This window comes from Pseudonocardia charpentierae, assembly GCF_031845345.1.
Taxonomy (GTDB): domain Bacteria; phylum Actinomycetota; class Actinomycetes; order Mycobacteriales; family Pseudonocardiaceae; genus Pseudonocardia; species Pseudonocardia charpentierae.
Genome location: NZ_JAVREJ010000001.1, coordinates 146,947 through 163,851, shown reverse-complemented (window position 1 = coordinate 163,851; position 16,905 = coordinate 146,947). Strand labels below are relative to the sequence as shown.

The window sequence follows — 16,905 nt, the reverse complement described above, 5'->3', positions numbered from 1 at the left end:
CGAACGGTACCGGGCCGGTCAGGCCGTGAAGCGGGCGACGAGGCGGTCCAGCCGGCGCGAGTGCGCTCCGCGCCAGTAGACCCTCCCGCAGGAGCGGCAGCGGACGAAACGGACCTGGGTCCGCAGGGTCCCGGGTTCCAGGTAGGCCGCGACCTCGTCCTTGCCGACCTCCGCGATCTCGCCGTTGCACGCGGTGCAGCGCGTCCACGGCCGGAGCGTGAGTGCGAAGCGGTCGACCACGTCGGCGAGCTGGTCGTCGGGCCGGGATCCACGGACGTACGCCCCGGCCCACAGCGCGCGGCGCTTGAGCAGCCCGCGGTCCTGCGTGAGCAGCAGCCGCCGCTCGGCGTTCGCCCGGGCGACCAGTGCCGCGTCGCCGGCTTCGGCGGGGTAGGCGGTGTCGACGCCGAGGATCCGCAGGCGACGGGCGAGCGCGCCGAGGTGGACGTCGAGCAGGAACCGCCCGTCCCAGTCGGCGACCCGCTGTGGCCGGTGGACGGACTCGACCTCGATGACGTCGGTGGCGGCCGGCCGGTGCGCGGGCGGCAGCGCGGTACCGCCGACACGCAGCGACCCGATCTCCGTGAGCGGAATCCCGGCGGCCTCGACGACATGGCCGAGCGACGACGTGCCGTCGAACGGCGCCGCGAACTCGGTGCTGCGGCGGGCAGGGGGCAGGAAGAGCCACAGCGTCGGAGCCACCCGCAGCACGAGCACGCGCACCTCCCGACGACCGGCCCGTTCGTCCGAACCTAGGCGACGAGAGTGCCGCTCGTCGGATCGCCGCGCGGCCGTCCGTCAGAAGCGACCGCCGCCTCCGCGCCGGCCGCGGGTGCCCGAGCCACCGAAGCTGCCGGGCGAGAACCCGCCGCCCCGGCCGCCGCCGCGCCCACCCCCGTGCCCGCCGCCGCCGAAGCCTCCGCCGAAGCCGCCGCCGAACCCGCCGCCGAACCCGCCGCTGCGGCCGCCGAGCAGGATCCCGCCGAGCACGAGGCTGCCGAGGTCGATCCCGCTCGTCCCGCCACCGCCGGAGGGTGGCGACCAGCGCTGCACGTCGTCGCGGGCCAGCCGCAGGGCCTCCTGCGCCATGGCGTCGGCCTGCTGCGCCTCACGCAGCGCGTCCACCGGTGCCGAGCGGGCCAGCCCGGCGGCCGCGTCGAGGTGCCGCTGGGCCTCTGCCAGCCGGGTACGGGCGTCGCTCCCGACGGCGCCGCGGCGCGTGGCGATGAAGTCCGACGCCGCGGCGATCCCCGAGCGTGCCGCGATCAGGGTCCGATCCAGCTGGGCCGCCGCTCGCTCGCCCGCCACCCGCTCCTCGTGCGCATCCGACAACGCCTGGTCGAGCGCCGTCCCGGCCTCGTCGAGACGGCGTAGCGCGGCCAGCGGGTCACCGCCCGGGACGTCCGGGCCACCCACCTCGCGGCCCGCCGCGGTCAGTGCCGCGTTCGCCCGCGCCGCCGCGGCGGCGAGCTCCTCGCCCGGGAGCAGCTCGGCCTCCGCCAGGTCGGCCTCGATCTCCGCGCGGGCCTCGACCAGCCGGTTGGCGGCCTGGGACAGCTCGTCGGCGAACCGGCGCACCCCGTCGAGCAGCGTGCCGGCCTGCTCGATGGCCTCTTCCGCGGCCCGCGCCGACACCGCTGCAGCCGGCCGTTGGTCGGCGGCCAGCTCGGTGCCCGCCTCGTCGATCTCGGTGCGGGCGACGTCGAGCCGCGCCGCGGCCTGGGGGATGTTGTCGGCGACCGGCTCGAGAGCGGACTCCGCGTAGCGGGCCCGCAGCGCGTCGAGCGCCGCGGTCGTCACCGCCACCCGGCTCGCGGTGGAGTTCAGCTTGGGCTTCAGGGCCGCGAGCACGGTGGGCAGATTCTGCTCGAGGTCGCGGAGGCGGTCGAAGGCGGCCGACTGGGCGTCGAGACGCTGATCCGCAGTGCCGGACAGGTGCAGGATCTGGCTGAGCAGGTTGCGGCGCGTCGCCTCGTCCGGCTTCTCGTCGTCGATGCGCTGGCGCAGCGCGAAGGCCTGCACCAGCTCGGCGCGCGACTGCTCCAGCGCCGCGCGGAAGTCGCGCACCGCCTCGTCACCGAACTGGGTCTGCGCGAGGCCGAGCTCGTGCTCGGAGGTCTGCACGGCGTCGTCGAGCTCGATGAGCGCGCTGCTGGCGTGGTAGGCGAGATCGTCCGTGGTCTCGCCGGGCGCCGGGTCGGGGAGCGTCGGAGGCGCCGGAGCGGCTCCCGCGGGCGCCGTCTCGGGCTTGCGTCGTCGCCTGCGGGCCAGGGCGTAGGCCCCGCCACCGACCAACGCGACCCCGCCGACGACGAGCCCGACCGGCAGCGCGCTCCCACCGGAGTCGCCGCCCGCGCCGCCCGCTGCCCGGCCGGTGCGCAGTCCGTCGGCGAGCGCGACGGCCGCGCCCGCCCAGTCGCCCGCGGTCAGCCGCGGACGGACGTCCTGGGTCTCGATGGCCGTCACGACGTCGTCGGAGACCGGGAACGCCTCGTCGAGGGAGATGCCGTACGCGCGGTCGTCGATCGCGACCGCCAGCAGCGCGTCGCGCCGGCCGAGCTGCGACGCCTGGGCCGAGCGGTCCGCCCAGTCCTGGCCGCCCCGGCCGGAGAAGGAGCGCACGTAGACGACGTAGAGGCGTATGCCGGACTCGGTGCTGAGCCGGTCCAGCGCGGCCTGGACCGTGGAGGGATCGGATCCCAGCGCTCCCGCCGGGTCGGTGATGTCGCCGTTCACCCGCAGCGGGGCCTCGGCCGATGCCGTCGCACCCCCGAACGCCAGCAGCCCGAACACCAGCGCCGCCACCGCGGCCACCCTGCGCATGTGCACCCCCGGATCCGGCTACCGTTCCGCGAACGGCAGATCGTCGGAACCTAACGCACCCGCGGCCGCCCGGTGGCCTCCACGCCTCGACCAGGCCAGCGGCGTCGAATTGGCTCTGGTTCTTCAGGCCACTTCGCCGAGGATGGATCCGTGGCCCCCGTCGACCTGCGTCCCCTGTCCGTCAGAACCGCCCCTGCCCGGCGGCTTCCGCAGCTGCTGGGCGGGCTCGTGCTCTACAGCACCAGCATGGCGATGCAGATCCGCGCGGTGCTGGGCCTCGACCCGTGGGACGTCTTCCACCAGGGGCTGGCCCGGCACCTGCCGCTGAGCTTCGGGATGATCACCGCGGTCACCGGGGTCGCGGTGCTCCTGCTGTGGCTGCCGCTACGGCAGCGGCCCGGTATCGGGACCGTGGCGAATGTGATCGTCATCGCCGTCAGCGTCGACGCCGCGCTCGCCCTGATCCCGGAGCCCACCGGCCTGCCTGCCCGCGCTGCGCTGATGGCCGGCGGGATCGTGCTCAACGGTGTCGCCTCCGCGGCCTACATCGGCGCCCGGCTCGGCCCCGGCCCGCGCGACGGGCTGATGACGGGCCTCGCCGCGCGGACCGGCTGGTCAATCCGGCTGGTCCGCACCGGCATCGAGCTGACCGTGCTCGCGGTCGGTTGGCTGCTCGGCGGGACGGTCGGCATCGGCACCGTCGTCTACGCGCTGGCGATCGGCCCGCTCACGCAGGCGTTCCTGCCGTGTTTCGTGATCGCTACGCCTCGAGGTCCGCGAGGGTCCACGGACGAACTACGATGAGCAGCACGGCCAGCGCGACGAGCGTGCCGCCCGTCATCACCGCGCCCATCGCGACGGCGTCGTTGCCGAACACGCCGACCAGCGGCGACACGATCGCGCCGACGCCCATCTGGATCGCACCGAGCAGCGCTGCTGCCGTGCCCGCCGCCTCACCGTGCCGGGCCAGCGCCAGCGTGGGCGCGTTCGGCATGACGAGACCGACGGCGAACAGCACCGTCCAGAGCGGGGCCACGACGCCGACGATGCCGCCGGTGTCGGTCACGGCAAGGACCAGGAGGGTCACCCCCGCCAGCGTGCCGAGGACCAGGCCGGCCGGCAGGATGACCCGCGGCTCGAAGTAGCGCAGCAGGGCGGCGTTGAGCTGGGTCGCACCGATGAGGAACAGCGCGCCTGCGCCGAACAGCAGCCCGAACTGCTGCTGGTTCAGCCCGAACTCCTCCTGGAAGACGAACGAGCTCCCGGCGACGTAGCCGAACAGTCCTGCCATCGAGAGGCCGGCCACCAGGACGAGGCCGAGGAACGTGCGGTCACGCAGGAGACCGCGGTAGGTCCGCATGGTGTTGCGCACGCCGAGCGGGCGGCGGCGCACCGCGGGGAGCGTCTCGGGGAGGGCCTTCGCAGCGACCGCGACCAGGATGAGCCCGAGCACGGCCAGCACGACGAAGACGCCGCGCCACGAGGTGAACCGGAGCACCTCGCCGCCGATCGTCGGCGCGAGCACGGGGGCGACGCCGAGCACCAGCATCAGCCGGGAGAACAGGGTCGCCGCGGCGCGCCCGACGAACAGGTCGCGCACGATCGCCATCGTCACCACCGACGCCGCTGCCGCACCGACACCCTGCATCACCCGCAGGCCACCCAGCACGGCGACGTTCGGTGCCACGAGGCACAGGAGCGACGCCAGGACGTGCACGCCCACGCCGACCAGCAGCGGCCGCCGACGCCCGAAGGTGTCGGACAGCGGGCCGACCAGGAGCTGGCCCAGAGCGAGGCCGACCAGGGTGCCGGTCAGCGTGAGCTGCACGGCGGCCGAGGTCGTCCGGAGGTCGTCCACGATCGTCGGCAGCGCCGGCAGGTACATGTCGATGGTCAGCGGGCCGAGCGCGATCAGCGCACCGAGGATGAGGACCAGCCGCAGCCGCCCCCACCCGGTCGGTGCGACGACCGGAGCGGCCGGAGCCAGAGTCGCCGTCACGAAGTGCCTTTCGGGTTTTATGTGCATCAGGCAAGTACTTCCCTGTGCAATGCCTGAGGAACCGGTCTTGTTCCCGCGGTGACGACGACCACGGATCTTCTCGCCCCAACGGGCTACCGTGCGGTCATGCTCGTCGCGCGGATGGCGCCGTTCACGTCCACGATCTTCGCCGAGATGTCCGCGCTCGCCGTGCGGACCGGCGCCGTCAACCTCGGCCAGGGCTTCCCGGACACCGACGGCCCGGCGTCCCTGCTCGCCGATGTCGCCGCGAACGTCACCGGTGGGGTCAACCAGTACCCGCCCGGTCTCGGCGTCGCCTCCTTGCGCACCGCGGTGGCCGAGCACCAGAAGCGCTTCTACGGCATGGACGTCGACCCCGACCACGTGCTGATCACGACGGGGGCGACGGAGGCGATCGCGTCGGCGGTGCTCGCGCTGTGCGGGCCGGGCGACGAGGTGGTGACCTTCCAGCCGTACTACGACTCGTACGCGGCGACGATCGCCCTCTCCGGCGCGACCCTCCGCGCCGTCCCGCTGCGCCCGCCGTCCTTCGCCTTCGACCCGGACGAGCTGCGCGCCGCCTTCTCGCCGCGCACCCGCGTGGTGCTCGTGAACACCCCGCACAATCCGACCGGCACCGTGCTCTCCCGTGAGCAGCTGACGTACATCGGCGAGCTCGCCGTCGAGTTCGACGCGGTGATCGTCACCGACGAGGTCTACGAGCACATGACGTTCGGCTCCGGGGACGACGTTGTGGAGCACGTTCCGATGGCCACGCTCCCCGGGCTCGCCGACCGCACGCTGACGATCTCGTCGGCGGGCAAGACGTTCTCGGTGACGGGCTGGAAGGTCGGCTGGGTACACGGACCGATCGGGCTGGTCAACGCGGTGCGGGCGGTCAAGCAGTTCCTCACCTACGTCAGCGGCGCGCCCTTCCAGCCGGCCATCGCGACCGCTCTCGGGCTGCCCGACACCTTCTACCGCGACCTGGCCGACGAGCTGGCCCGCAAGCGCGACCTGCTCGTCGCGGGCCTGCGCACCGCCGGGTTCACCGTCTTCCCGACGCGCGGCACGTACTTCGTCGTGACGGACGTGGCCCCGCTCGGGTTCGACGACGGCGCGGCCTTCTGCTGGCAGCTGCCGGAGCTGATCGGGGTCGCGGCCGTGCCGGTGTCGGTGTTCTGTGCGGATCCGGACCTGGGCCGGACGCTGGTCCGGTTCGCGTTCTGCAAGCGCGACGAGGTGCTGACCGAGGCGGTGTCGCGGCTCGCCTGTCTTCGGTCGCTGAGCTGAGGTACGTCTCAGTCCTCACCCCGGCCGGACACGGGCCGGGCTAGCGTCCCGGATGAAGCGACACGGGAGGCGCGGATGGATCCCGACGGCGGTTGGCGCTATCACGACCCCCATCAGTGGGGTCCCGGCATGTACCACCACGGTTTTCACCATGGCCCGCCGCCGTGGATGGACGGGCCGGGCGTGCTCTTCCCGCTGCTGTCGGCCCTGATCCCGCTGCTCCTGCTGCTGTGGGTGCTGTCGCGGTGGTTCGTGCTCGACGCGCTCGCCGCCCGCGGACGCGATGCGCTGGCCGGTCGGGCCGACACCGTGAAGCCGCGGTGGGAGGCGGCCGTCGCCCGGTTCGGGGAGACCGCCCGGGCCTACGCCGCGTACGAGTGCGATCCCGCGGCCGTGCTGCACCGCCCGACGCTGGCCGACGTGGGCGAGCCCGCGACCGCGCGGTTCGTCGACGCCTTCGCCGAGGCGACGGCCCTGATCACGGACGCCTATCCGGGTCCGCAGGCGGGCGAGCGGTTCGTCGCGGCCGCGGAGGGGGCGGACCGGGCGTGGCAGGCGGCGGTCGACGCGGCGGATCGCGTGCGGGCGGCCCACTTCGCGCCGGGGGAGCGTGCGGTGCTGGAGCAGACACTGTCGCTGCTCGAGCTCGCGCGGTCGAGCCCCCACGAGGCGGAGCGGCGCAGCGCGTACGAGCGGGCGCGTCGTCGGCTCACGGACCTGGAGCGCCGCACCGGGTGGGCCCTGCCCCGTCCCGCGGGCGAACTCCTCGCGGCCCGGGCTCGGGGGATGCTGGGCGCGCCCGCCGCCTGACCCGCGAGTCGGCACGTTCGTCAGCGCGAGTCGGCACCTTTGTCGGCGCGAGTCGGCACGTTCGTCAGCGCGAGTTCACGCCGCGGGGTCGTCCATCGCCGGGCGGTCGGCTGCGCCCACGAGCGCGTCGAGCGACAGGCCCAGCGTGACGGCGAGCCCCGCGACCGTGAAGAACGTGGGGGTCGGGATGCGCCCGGTCTCGATCTTGCGAAGGGTCTCGGCCGAGATTCCGGCCGCGCCGGCGACCTCGACGATGCTGCGCCCACCTCGCGCCTGACGCAGCAGGCGGCCAAGCCGCTCGCCGCGCTCGCGGTCCGACGGGGTCAGGGGGACACGCACCATGGGCGTCATAGTAATACCGGTATAGTTTGGCCGGTGATCGAGTTGAAGACGCCCGGCGAGATCGATGCCGTCGCCGCAGCGGGCCACGTGGTGGCGTCCATCCTGGCGACGCTGCGCGGCAAGGCCGCGCCCGGGGTCACGCCACACGACCTGGACCTGATCGCCCGCGACATGATCGCCGACGCCGGTGCCGTGTCCAGCTTCGTCGGCTACCACCCGAGCTGGTCGCCGACGCCCTACCCGGCGGTGATCTGCTCGAGCGTCAACGACGCCGTCGTCCACGGCATCCCGGACCGCACCCCGCTCGCCCCCGGCGACCTGCTGAGCGTCGACTTCGCCGTGCACCTCGACGGCTGGTGCGCCGATGCGGCGTTCAGCGTCGTCGTCGGCGATACGCCCGACCCGCGGGACCTCGCGCTGGTCGACGCGACCGAGCGTGCCCTGCACGCGGGCATCGCCGCCTCCCGGCCGGGTGCCCGGCTCGGCGACATCGGGCACGCGATCGTCGGCGTCGCCCGCCCGGCCGGTTACGGGATGCTCGCCGACCACGGCGGCCACGGCGTCGGCCGGACGATGCACGAGGCGCCGTTCGTGCCGAACGAAGGCCGCGCGGGCAAGGGCCTGAAGCTGCGGCCCGGCCTCGTGATCGCGATCGAGCCGATGCTGCTGCTCGGCGGCCGCGACGACTACTTCCACGACGCCGACGGCTGGACCCTCCGCACGGCCGACGGCAGTCGCGCCGCGCACGTCGAGCACACGATCGCCGTGACCGCCGACGGGCCGAGGATCCTCACCGCGCTGTAGCACCGGTCACCCACCGTCGGTCGCCCGGCGGTGCTCGTTGAGGATGGCGACCGCCTCGAGCTGACCGGTGACCTCCAGCTTGTTCAGAACCGCCCGGATCTGGGTGCGCGTCGTCGCCAGGGAGACGCAGAACTCGTCGGCGATCGACTGCGCCCGCCGGCCGCGCGCGAGCAGGTCGAGCACGGCGCGCTCCCGCTCGGTGAGGCGGGCGAGCCTGCGCTCGACGACCCGGGCCTGCTCCTGCTGTTCGTGGTACTTCGCAATGAGGTACCGGCGCCGCTCCGGTTGCATCGCCTCCAGCCCCTGCGTGGCCCGACGGATCGCGGTGATGAGCACCGGGAGTGCCGCCGTCTTCGAGACGCAGGTGAGCGCGCCGGCGTCGAGTGCGTGGCCGATCCGGGCCTCGTCGGCGGTGGCCGACAGGACGATCACGCGCCAGCCCCGGTGACACAGCCCGGCGACGAGCGTGGTGCCGTCGATGGGCTCGCCGTCGGGCCCGCGGCCGAGGTCCAGGTCGAGCAGCACGACACCCGGGACGAGGGTCGCCACCGTGGTCAGGATGCCGTCGCGGCTGCGCGCGGCGTGCCGCTGGGCGTGCATGCCCTCGGCGCGGAGGCACAGCGCGAGCGACATGGCGACGAGGTCGTGGTCGTCGACGATCAGGATGTTGGTCGAGGTGAGGGTGGGGTGGTTGTCGATCGAGACAGACATTTCGGGGAGAACCTCTCCTGGTGGAAGGGGTCTCGTCCGACGGGCGGGAGCCGATGCTCCTCGACGTGGTCGACGGACGAGAGCGGAACGTGGTGTTCCGCTCTCGATCAACCAGGACCGACGACGACCTCGGGGTACCACCAGGTGATGCGCCGCTCGGGCGCGGTGAGCTCGGAGAGTGCGAAGACGAGCGGGGCCGAGTCGGGGTCGAGCAGCACGGCCGGGGGCATGGTGTTGCCGGCCGAGGTGCCCGACGAGCCGGCACCGCCGCTGCTGGCGCCGGCGGCGTCGACGCCCGCCATCGGGCCGCTGCCGCCGGGCGCGGCCGGGTTGGAGCGGTGACCGGCGGGGCTCGTCGGGTTGGGTGCAGACGAACCGGCGGCGGCGACCGAGGCTCGCAGGCGGAACTCCGCGTGCTCGACCGGGGGCAGGCCGGACAGCCGGACGGCGATGGGCCCGGAGATCTCCGCGGCGAGCTGCGTGGACAGGCCGGGCAGCTGCTGCCGGGCGGCCGTGGACGGGTCGGACGCACGGTCCAGGTTCGCCGCCGGGCTGCCGTCGACGGGGGCGGCGGCAGCGCCGGCCTGGTCGGGAGCCGGGCTTGCAGCGGGCGTGTTGGCCGTCGCCACGGTGTTCGCTGCGGGGGTGCTCGTCGCGGGGGAGCCGGTGCCGGCGGGGGTCTCGGCGGTGGAGTTGCCGGCGGCGGGGGCGGCCGGGGCTGTGGTGCCGGTGTCTGCGGGTGTGGTGGTGCCGGTGGTGGGCGTGCCCGGGTGCGTGGTCGAGGTAGGCGGGGTCGGCGTCGTGTCGGTGCCTGACGTCGTGCCCGTCCCGGCGGGGGGTGTGACGTCGGTGGCCGGCGGGGTTGTGCCGGTGCCGGTACCCGTGCCGGGGTCGGTGGTCGGCGTGGTGCCGGTGTCTGTGACCGGTGGGACGGTGTCGGGTGGGGTGTCGGTCCCGTTGGTGGGCGGGGTGGGGTCGACCGGCGTCACCGGTGGGACGACCTTGTCGGTGGGCGTGTTGCCGGTGCCGGCGGGGGTGCCTTCGTCGGTAGGCGTGTTGCCGGTGCCGGTCTCGGCGGGCGGGGTGCTGTCGGTGTCTGTGACCGGTGGGACGGTGTCGACGGGAGTGACTGGCGGGATGACCTCGTCGATGGGCGTGTTGCCGGTGCCCGTTTCGGCGGGCGGGGTGCTGTCGGTGTCTGTGACCGGTGGGACGGTGTCGGGCGGGGTGTCGGTCCCGTTGGTGGGCGGGGTGGGGTCGATCGGGGTGACCGGTGGGATGACCTCGTCGGTGGGCCCGTTGCCCGAGCCGGCAGGGCCACCCTCATCGGTGGGAGTGGTGCCGGTGTCGGTTTCGGCGGGCGGGGTGCTGTCGGTGTCTGTGACCGGCGGGACGGTGTCGGGAGGGGTGCCGGTCCCGTTGGTGGGCGGGGTGGGGTCGATCGGGGTGACCGGTGGGATGACCTCGTCGGTGGGCCCGTTGCCCGAGCCGGCAGGGCCGCCCTCATCGGTGGGAGTGTTGCCGGTGTCGGTCTCCGCGGGCGGGGTGCTGTCGGTGTCTGTGACCGGTGGGACGGCGTCAGGAGGCGTGGTGCCGGTGTCGGTGGGGTCGACGGGAGTGACCGGCGGGATCACCTCGTCGGTAGGCCCGTTGTCCGAGCCGCCGGGAGTGCCCTCATCGGTGGGCGTGCCGCTGCTGTCAGGGGGCGTGTTGCCGGAGTCCGGAGGGGTGGTGCCTTCGTCGGTTGGTGTCACCGGATCGGCCGGTGCTTCGGGGTCAGGAGCGGTGCCCGAGCCGTCGGGGATGTTGTCGGTCTCGGTCGATGTGTCTGGGATACCGGTGGAGGTGTCCGGGACGACCGGAGTGCCGGTGCCCTCCGTCGGGTCGCCACCTGTGCTGTCGGCCGGCGTATCAGTGCCATCAGGAGGCGTAGTGCCGGAACCGGGAGCGGTGGTGCCCTCGTCGGTGGGCGTCGCCGGATCGGCCGGTGCTTCGGGGTCAGGTGCGGTGCCCGGGTCGCCAGTGCCGTCGATCGGGTCGCTGCCGGTACCACCAGCGGGCGTGGCGTCAGTATCGGTGGTGGTGCCTTCGCCGGCGGGGGTGTCCGGGTTGACGATCGGGATGTCGGAGTCGGCCGGAGTTCCCGGGTTGTCGACCGGTACGATGGAGCCGTTCTGGTCACCGGAGCCCGCGGACGTGCTCTCGTCCGTCGCGGCGTCCGAACCGGCGTTGGGCTCATCGGCGGGTTCCGGATCCGTTGCCGAATTGTCCGGCTGGCTGTCGGTCGCCGTGTCGTCGCCGTTGGCCGGGCCGGCCGAGTCTGTGGGTCCCTGGTCGGCCGACGGGTCGTCGGTTGCCGCACCGTCGCCCTCGTCGGAGCCGGAGTCTTCCTCGGAGTAGGTCCCCGTCGAACCGGCGTCGGAGTCCGAGGCGGCGCTGCCGGCGTCATCCGACTCGACAGCATCGGCGTCCTCGGACGAGCCGTCTGCGGCGCTGTCCGAAGCGGTGTCGTCGGCGTCAGAGCTGTCGTCGTGGGTCGTGTCGGATTCGGAGTCCGCGTTGTCGGACTCGGAGTCAGACGAGTCCGAGGCGGACTCGGAGCCAGAGTCCGAGCGGTCCGACTCGTCGTCGGCCGAGTCGGAGTCCGAGGAGCCGGAGTCCGTCGAATCGGACTCTGCGGAGTCGGAGTGCGAGCTGTCGGAGTCGGAGTCCGAGGAGTTCGAGTCCGAGCTGTCCGAGTCGGACTCGCCAGAATCGGAAGAACTCTCCGAGGCGCTCACCGACGCGGACTCGGCGGCGGCGGCGCGCGTCGGTGCGGCCATGGCGATCACGACCAGCACCAGCCCACACAGCGCGGCGGCCAGGACGGCGATCCGGAGAGCGTCGGGGAGCAGCCGGGCACAAAGAGTGGTCTCGATGCCCGTCACCTCCCGAGGCGCGTTCCAGCAAGCGGGCGACAGTATCGCCAACTGTCTTGCAGTTTCAATCACGCGGGGTATCGAGATGATTCCGATGTCCACCGGTCAGGGGAGGGCTGTCCCGCCCGGTCGTGAACTCAGTGACCGGGCGGCGCAAGCCCATCTGGCGGCAGCCGTAACGCACCGCGCGTGATGGCGTCGTTGACGATCTCGTTGTCGTTACCGCAAACTTCCCCATCCGCTGTTTGACAACGTTGTCTGACAGCGTTGTCAGGAGCTTCCCTGCCGGAGAGTGCGCTGGTAGTCGTGCAGAAGTGAGACGGCGGCAAGCTGCGAGTCGACCTCGAGCTTCCCGAGAACCGCACGGATCTGCGTCCGCACCGTCGCAAGGGAGACCGAGAACTCCTCGGCGATCGACTGCGCTCGCCGTCCCTGCGCAAGGCGGCTGAGTACCGCACGCTCGCGCTCGGTGAGACGGCCCAGACGCCGATCCATGGCTCGAGCCTGATCCTGCCGACGCAGGTGCGCCGCGATGAACAGCCTGCGCCGCTCCGGGTGCATGACCTCGACGCCCTGCATGGCCCGCCGAACGGCGGTGACGAGAACGGGCAGCGCCGCCGACTTCGGGATGCCGGCCAACGCCCCGGCCGCCAGCGCCTTGCCGATGCGAGCCTCGTCCGAAGTCCCGGAGAGCACGAGGACTCGCCACCCGGCCGTGCAGAACCTCTCGATCAGAGTGGTGCCGTCGATGAGGGTGCCGTCGGGTTCGCGGCCGAGGTCGAGGTCGAGCAGGGCGACGCCCGGCGGAAGCGTCGCGGTCGCGACGAGGGCGTCCTCGCGGCTGCGGACGGCGTGCCGCTGGGCCCGCAGGCCGGCCGATCGCAAACACATGGCAAGAGACGTGGCGACGAGGTCGTGGTCGTCGATGATCAGGATGGTGGGGTCGGGCAGGGCGCAGGACAAGGTCGACATGGCGGGGTGAGCCTCCGGGCTGGGAAGGGACCCGTCCTGCCGGAGGCGCGCATTGAGCGCAGCGACACCGGAGGGCGGGAGCGGAACGTGAATTCCGCCCCTGGTCAGCCAGGGCTGACGACGACCTCGGGGTACCACCATGTGATGCGCCGTTCGGTGGCGCTGACGTTGCTGAGAGTCGACGCCGCGGGTGCGGTCGCCGGGTCGAGGAACGCCGCAACGGGTGTTCCGTCACCGCCCGACGACCCGGAGGCGCCACCGTTGCCCCCGGCACCGGCAGCGAGGCCGGACAGCGGACCGGTACGGAGCGGGCCCGACGGCGCTGAACCACGACCCGAACCGGACCCGCGCGAAGCAGCCGCCCGGTCCGACGGCGAGACGCCGGAGTTGAAGTTCGATCGCCCGGTGGGGGGAAGGCCGGACATGCCGGCCGGACCGCTGCCCAGGCCTGGCAGCATCGGGAGCGCGTGCGGCGCGGTGGTCGATGCGACCACCCCGAAAGCTGTACCGGCGGCAACCCGCTCGGCTGTGGCCGCGACGACCGCCACGAGCTGGGCCGCCTGCGAGCCGGCAGCCATGACCGCGGCGGGTGCGACGGTCTCAACGGTGGGCTGGGTGGGGCCGATGACCGGCTCGACGATTCCGCCGACGACCGGTGCAGCTGACCCGAGTCCGGCCTCGGTGATCGCGCCGACGATCGGAGCAACGGTTCCGACGTCGGGGGTGACGGTGTCGACGATGGGCCGCGTAAGGTCGGTGACCGGCTCGGCAACCGTGTCAACGACCGGGGCGACGGTGTCGATGACCGGAGCGACAGTGTCGAGGACGGGCTGGGTGACGCCGGTGACGGGCTCGGTCACGGTGCCGAGGACCGGGACGACGGTGTCGAGTACCGGCTGAGCAACGTCGATGACTGGCTCGGTCACGGTGCCCAGGACCGGCGGGACAGTGTCGAGGACCGGCTGGGTCAGCTCGGTCACCGGCTCGGTGATAGTTCCGACGACCGGAACGAGGGGGTCGAGGACCGGCTCGGTCACGGCGCCCAGGACGGGTGGGACGGTGTCGAGGACCGGCTGGGGCAGCTCGGTGACCGGCTCGGAGATAGTCCCGACGACTGGTACGAGGGGGTCGAGGACCGGCTCGATGACGGTCTCGACGGCGGGGGTGACGGTGTCGAGGACGGGCTGGGTGAGGTCGGTGACGGGCTCGTTCACGGTGTCGATGACCGGAACGACCGTGTCGAGGACCGGCTCGGTCACGGTGCCCAGGACGGGTGGGACGGTGTCGAGGACCGGCTGGGGCAGCTCGGTGACCGGCTCGGTGATAGTCGCGACGACTGGGACGAGGGGGTCGAGGACCGGCTCGATGACGGTCTCGACGGCGGGGGTGACGGTGTCGAGGACGGGCTGGGTGAGGTCGATGACGGGCTCGGTCGTGGTGCCGGCGACCGTGCCGAGAACAGGCTCGGTCACCGTGCCGAGGACCGGGACGACGGTGTCGAGGACCGGCTCGGTCAGCTCGGTCGCGGTTTCGGTGGCCGGCTCGGTGACTGTCTCGACGGCGGGGGGGATGGTGTCGAGCACGGGCTGGGTGAGGTCGACAGCCGGTTCGGTGACGCTGCCGAGGATCGGTGCTGCGGTCTCGGCGACGGGCTGCGCAAAGTCGGTGATCGGCTCGGTCACAGTGCCCACCACGGGCGGAGCGGTGTCGAGGACCGGCTCGGTCAGCTCCGTGACGGTCTCGGTGATCGTGCCTACCGCGGGGGCAACGACGTCGATGGCGGGCTCTGTCACGGTGTCGAGCACCGGCGTTGCCGTGTCGACGACGGGGGCGGCGAGGTCGGTCGCGATCTCGGCGACCGGCTCGGCAGTACTGCCGACGATCGGCCCGACGGTCTCGACGACGGGCCGAGCGAGGTCGGTGGCCGGCTCCCGCACGGTCTTCTCTGCGGCTGGCGGGACCGAGTCGGTGACGGGCTCGGATGCGGTGTCCGCGGCGGACGCCGCGGGCTCGATGACCGGCTTGACCGAAGGGACGACCGCGTCGAGGTCGGGTGCGTCAGCCACCGCAGTGGCGGTGTCGACGGCGGGGTTTGCGGTGGATGCGACGGTGTCGGTGGTGGGCTTCACGACGGCGTCGGTCACGCGTGCGACGGCACCGTCCACGGCCTGCTCGGTGCGGGCGCGTGCGGGCTCGGTGGCCTTCTCCACGGCGGGCTTCGCGGCGTCGGCGATCGATCCGCCGGCCGACTCCACGGCGTCCCCGACGGCTGAGGCGAGCTCGGTGGACGCCGTCGGCTTGGCGACCGCCTTGTCGTCCGAGTCGACGACCTTCGTAACCACGCTGTCGACGGCGCCGGACAGCGTGGACGAGATGCCGGCGGACGCAGGCTTCGACGAGTCGCTCGTGGCCTGCTGAACGTCCGATGCTGCCTTCGTCGACTCGGACTTGGCAGGCTTGACCTTTGCGGGCTCGGCCTTGGCCTTGGCCGGCTCGGGCTTTGAGTTCTCAGCCGTGGAGTCCTGGGTCTTGGCGGACTTGGCCTTCGAAGACTCGGCCTTCGCGGGCTTCGCGGGCTTCGCGTCGGACTTGGTCTTGCTCTTCGCGGACGCCTGGGCCTTCGACGACTCGGCCTTGGGCTCGTCGTCGCCGGCCTTATCGGTCTTGGAGCTCTTCGCCTTCTCGACCTCGGGCTTGTCGGCCTTGTCGCCCGAGTCCTTGTCGTCTTCGGACTTCTTGCTCGTGGACTCGCTCGTGGACTTGTCGTCCTTCTTGGCGCCGTCCGAGTCCTTGTCGTCCTTGGACTTGTCGTCCGAGGACTTGTCGCTCTTGGACTTGTCGCTCTTGGACTTGTCGTCGTCCGAACCGCCGGACTTCTCACCGTCGGAGCCGCCGGACTTCTCACCCGACGACTTGTCCGACCCACCGCCGTCCGACGAGCCCTTGTCCTTCCCCGCCACCGCCGCCACGAGATCGCCGACCGCACCCGCGGGCGACGTGCTCGCCCGCGCCGTGGATGCGAGCAACGCGGCGGCCAGGAGAAAGCCGCAGAGGAAGGCGGCGAGCACGAGAGTTCGGCGCATCGCGGACAGGAGCCGAGGCCGCCACGTCACGTCGATGGCCGTCACCCCCTCGCAACGCACCAGTCACCCGTTCGTGTGCCGGGTTGCCGCTGATGCCGCTGGTCAACCACTCCCGGAGGCCGAGGCCGACAGGTTGCGCCGAAGGCCGTAGACCGGTGGGCCGAACGGTCGCGAGCATCGGTCAGGGAGTGTCCTTCCAGGACGGTGGGACGACGACGAACCGGACGCTCTGGCCGGGCCGGACCTGCGCCGCGCGGTCGACGTCCGCGTCGCAGACCGTGGCGACCACCGGGTAGCCGCCCGTCACCGGATGATCGGCGAGGAACACGACCGGTTCCCCGCCCGGCGGCACCTGGATCGCGCCGCGGACCATCCCCTCGCTCGGCACCTCCGCGTCGTCGGCCCGGCGCAGCCGACCGCCTTCCAACCGCATGCCGACCCGGTCGCTGCGGCTCGACCCCGTCCACGTGGTGCGTGTCAGCTCCGCGGGGTCGGCGACGAAGTCGGCTCGTGGGCCGAAGACGGCGTGCAGCACGACGGTGTCGCCGGGCGGCGGGCAGACCGGGGCGACGTCGATGAGCGGCAGCTCGGCCGGCTCTGGGCCGACCGGCAGCTCGTCGCCGGTCTGCAGCGGAGGCGGCCCGAGCCCGGACAACGTGTCCGTGCTGCGCGACCCGAGCACCGGCGCGACGTCGATGCCGCCGCGGACCGCGAGGTAGGTGCGCAGGCCGGTCGGCGGCATCCCGAGGCGCAGCACCTGTCCGGGCCGCAGGTCGACGACGGTGTGGTGGCCCACCGGCGTGCCGTCCACCGTCGCCGGAGCCGCGGCACCAGCCAGGGCGACGGTCAGCAGGGACGTCGCCCGGACGGCGAGCCCGCCGAACACCACCTCGACGGCCGCGGCTCCCTCGTCGTTCGCGACCAGGCGATTGGCCAGCGTCAACGCCGCGCGGTCGGCGGCGCCGGACCGTCCGACCCCGGACGCCCCGTGTCCGGGCCGCCCGAGATCCTCGACGAGCGCCAGCGCGCCCACGGCGACGACCTCGAGGGCGCGACTCATGACCCCTCCCCGTGCTGACCTCGCAGCGACCCCACCCACGTCGCAGAGGCATCTAGCTCTGCGGGGAGTCGACGGATGCTGGGAGGAGCC

Annotated in this window: 13 protein-coding genes; 4 read left to right on the top strand and 9 right to left on the bottom strand. The window is 72.9% G+C overall.

Annotated features, from left to right (window positions below):
• Positions 1-18: 18 nt before the first annotated feature.
• Complete coding sequence (locus RM445_RS00785) at positions 19-717, bottom strand: Mut7-C RNAse domain-containing protein (RefSeq protein ID WP_311553957.1); 699 nt, start codon at positions 715-717, stop codon at positions 19-21.
• Positions 718-798: 81 nt separating this feature from the next.
• On the bottom strand, positions 799-2,823 hold the full coding sequence (locus RM445_RS00780) for a TPM domain-containing protein (RefSeq protein WP_311553956.1): 2,025 nt from the start codon (positions 2,821-2,823) through the stop codon (positions 799-801).
• 150 nt (positions 2,824-2,973) lie between these two features.
• On the opposite strand from RM445_RS00780, the gene yczE reads away from it, so the two are divergent.
• Positions 2,974-3,627, top strand: a complete 654-nt coding sequence (yczE, locus tag RM445_RS00775) for a membrane protein YczE (RefSeq protein ID WP_311553955.1) — start codon at positions 2,974-2,976, stop codon at positions 3,625-3,627.
• On the opposite strand, the gene RM445_RS00770 is transcribed toward yczE, so the two are convergent.
• Positions 3,584-4,822: a multidrug effflux MFS transporter gene (locus RM445_RS00770; protein ID WP_311553954.1), complete on the bottom strand. Its 1,239-nt coding sequence runs from the start codon at positions 4,820-4,822 to the stop codon at positions 3,584-3,586. The two genes, yczE and RM445_RS00770, sit on opposite strands and share 44 nt — an antisense overlap.
• A gap of 126 nt (positions 4,823-4,948) precedes the next feature.
• Between RM445_RS00770 and RM445_RS00765 the strand changes: the two genes are divergently transcribed.
• On the top strand, positions 4,949-6,115 hold the full coding sequence (locus RM445_RS00765) for a pyridoxal phosphate-dependent aminotransferase (RefSeq protein WP_311553953.1): 1,167 nt from the start codon (positions 4,949-4,951) through the stop codon (positions 6,113-6,115).
• Positions 6,116-6,190: 75 nt separating this feature from the next.
• The gene (locus RM445_RS00760; RefSeq protein WP_311553952.1) at positions 6,191-6,925 is read left to right on the top strand and encodes a hypothetical protein; all 735 of its coding nucleotides are present in this window, start codon (positions 6,191-6,193) and stop codon (positions 6,923-6,925) included.
• Positions 6,926-7,000: 75 nt separating this feature from the next.
• Here the strand turns inward: RM445_RS00760 and RM445_RS00755 are convergent, their stop codons facing one another.
• Entirely contained in the window at positions 7,001-7,267 is a 267-nt protein-coding gene (locus tag RM445_RS00755) for a helix-turn-helix domain-containing protein (protein WP_311553951.1), read from the bottom strand.
• 33 nt (positions 7,268-7,300) lie between these two features.
• Here RM445_RS00755 and map point away from each other — a divergent pair, with 33 nt between their 5' ends.
• Entirely contained in the window at positions 7,301-8,071 is a 771-nt protein-coding gene (gene map / locus RM445_RS00750) for a type I methionyl aminopeptidase (protein ID WP_311553950.1), read from the top strand.
• Between the two features lie 6 nt (positions 8,072-8,077).
• Here map and RM445_RS00745 read toward each other — a convergent pair whose 3' ends face one another.
• The 5 genes from RM445_RS00745 to RM445_RS00725 form a co-directional block, all read right to left on the bottom strand.
• Complete coding sequence (locus RM445_RS00745) at positions 8,078-8,782, bottom strand: response regulator transcription factor (protein ID WP_311553949.1); 705 nt, start codon at positions 8,780-8,782, stop codon at positions 8,078-8,080.
• A 107-nt stretch (positions 8,783-8,889) separates the two neighbouring features.
• Entirely contained in the window at positions 8,890-11,709 is a 2,820-nt protein-coding gene (locus RM445_RS00740) for a hypothetical protein (RefSeq protein ID WP_311553948.1), read from the bottom strand.
• A gap of 261 nt (positions 11,710-11,970) precedes the next feature.
• A complete protein-coding gene (locus tag RM445_RS00735; RefSeq protein ID WP_311553947.1) occupies positions 11,971-12,672 on the bottom strand; it encodes a response regulator transcription factor in 702 nt (233 codons plus the stop codon).
• 104 nt (positions 12,673-12,776) lie between these two features.
• Complete coding sequence (locus RM445_RS00730) at positions 12,777-15,800, bottom strand: phage tail protein (RefSeq protein ID WP_311553946.1); 3,024 nt, start codon at positions 15,798-15,800, stop codon at positions 12,777-12,779.
• A 136-nt stretch (positions 15,801-15,936) separates the two neighbouring features.
• A complete protein-coding gene (locus tag RM445_RS00725; protein ID WP_311553945.1) occupies positions 15,937-16,815 on the bottom strand; it encodes a 5-oxoprolinase subunit C family protein in 879 nt (292 codons plus the stop codon).
• Between the last annotated feature and the right edge of the window lie 90 nt (positions 16,816-16,905).

Coding starts and splice junctions, on each gene's coding strand:
- RM445_RS00735 (WP_311553947.1), bottom strand. CDS start 12,672: ATGTCGACCTTGTCCTGCGCCCTGCCCGACCCCACCATCCTGATCATC.
- RM445_RS00765 (WP_311553953.1), top strand. CDS start 4,949: ATGCTCGTCGCGCGGATGGCGCCGTTCACGTCCACGATCTTCGCCGAG.
- RM445_RS00780 (WP_311553956.1), bottom strand. CDS start 2,823: ATGCGCAGGGTGGCCGCGGTGGCGGCGCTGGTGTTCGGGCTGCTGGCG.
- RM445_RS00745 (WP_311553949.1), bottom strand. CDS start 8,782: ATGTCTGTCTCGATCGACAACCACCCCACCCTCACCTCGACCAACATC.
- RM445_RS00760 (WP_311553952.1), top strand. CDS start 6,191: ATGGATCCCGACGGCGGTTGGCGCTATCACGACCCCCATCAGTGGGGT.
- RM445_RS00725 (WP_311553945.1), bottom strand. CDS start 16,815: ATGAGTCGCGCCCTCGAGGTCGTCGCCGTGGGCGCGCTGGCGCTCGTC.
- RM445_RS00755 (WP_311553951.1), bottom strand. CDS start 7,267: ATGGTGCGTGTCCCCCTGACCCCGTCGGACCGCGAGCGCGGCGAGCGG.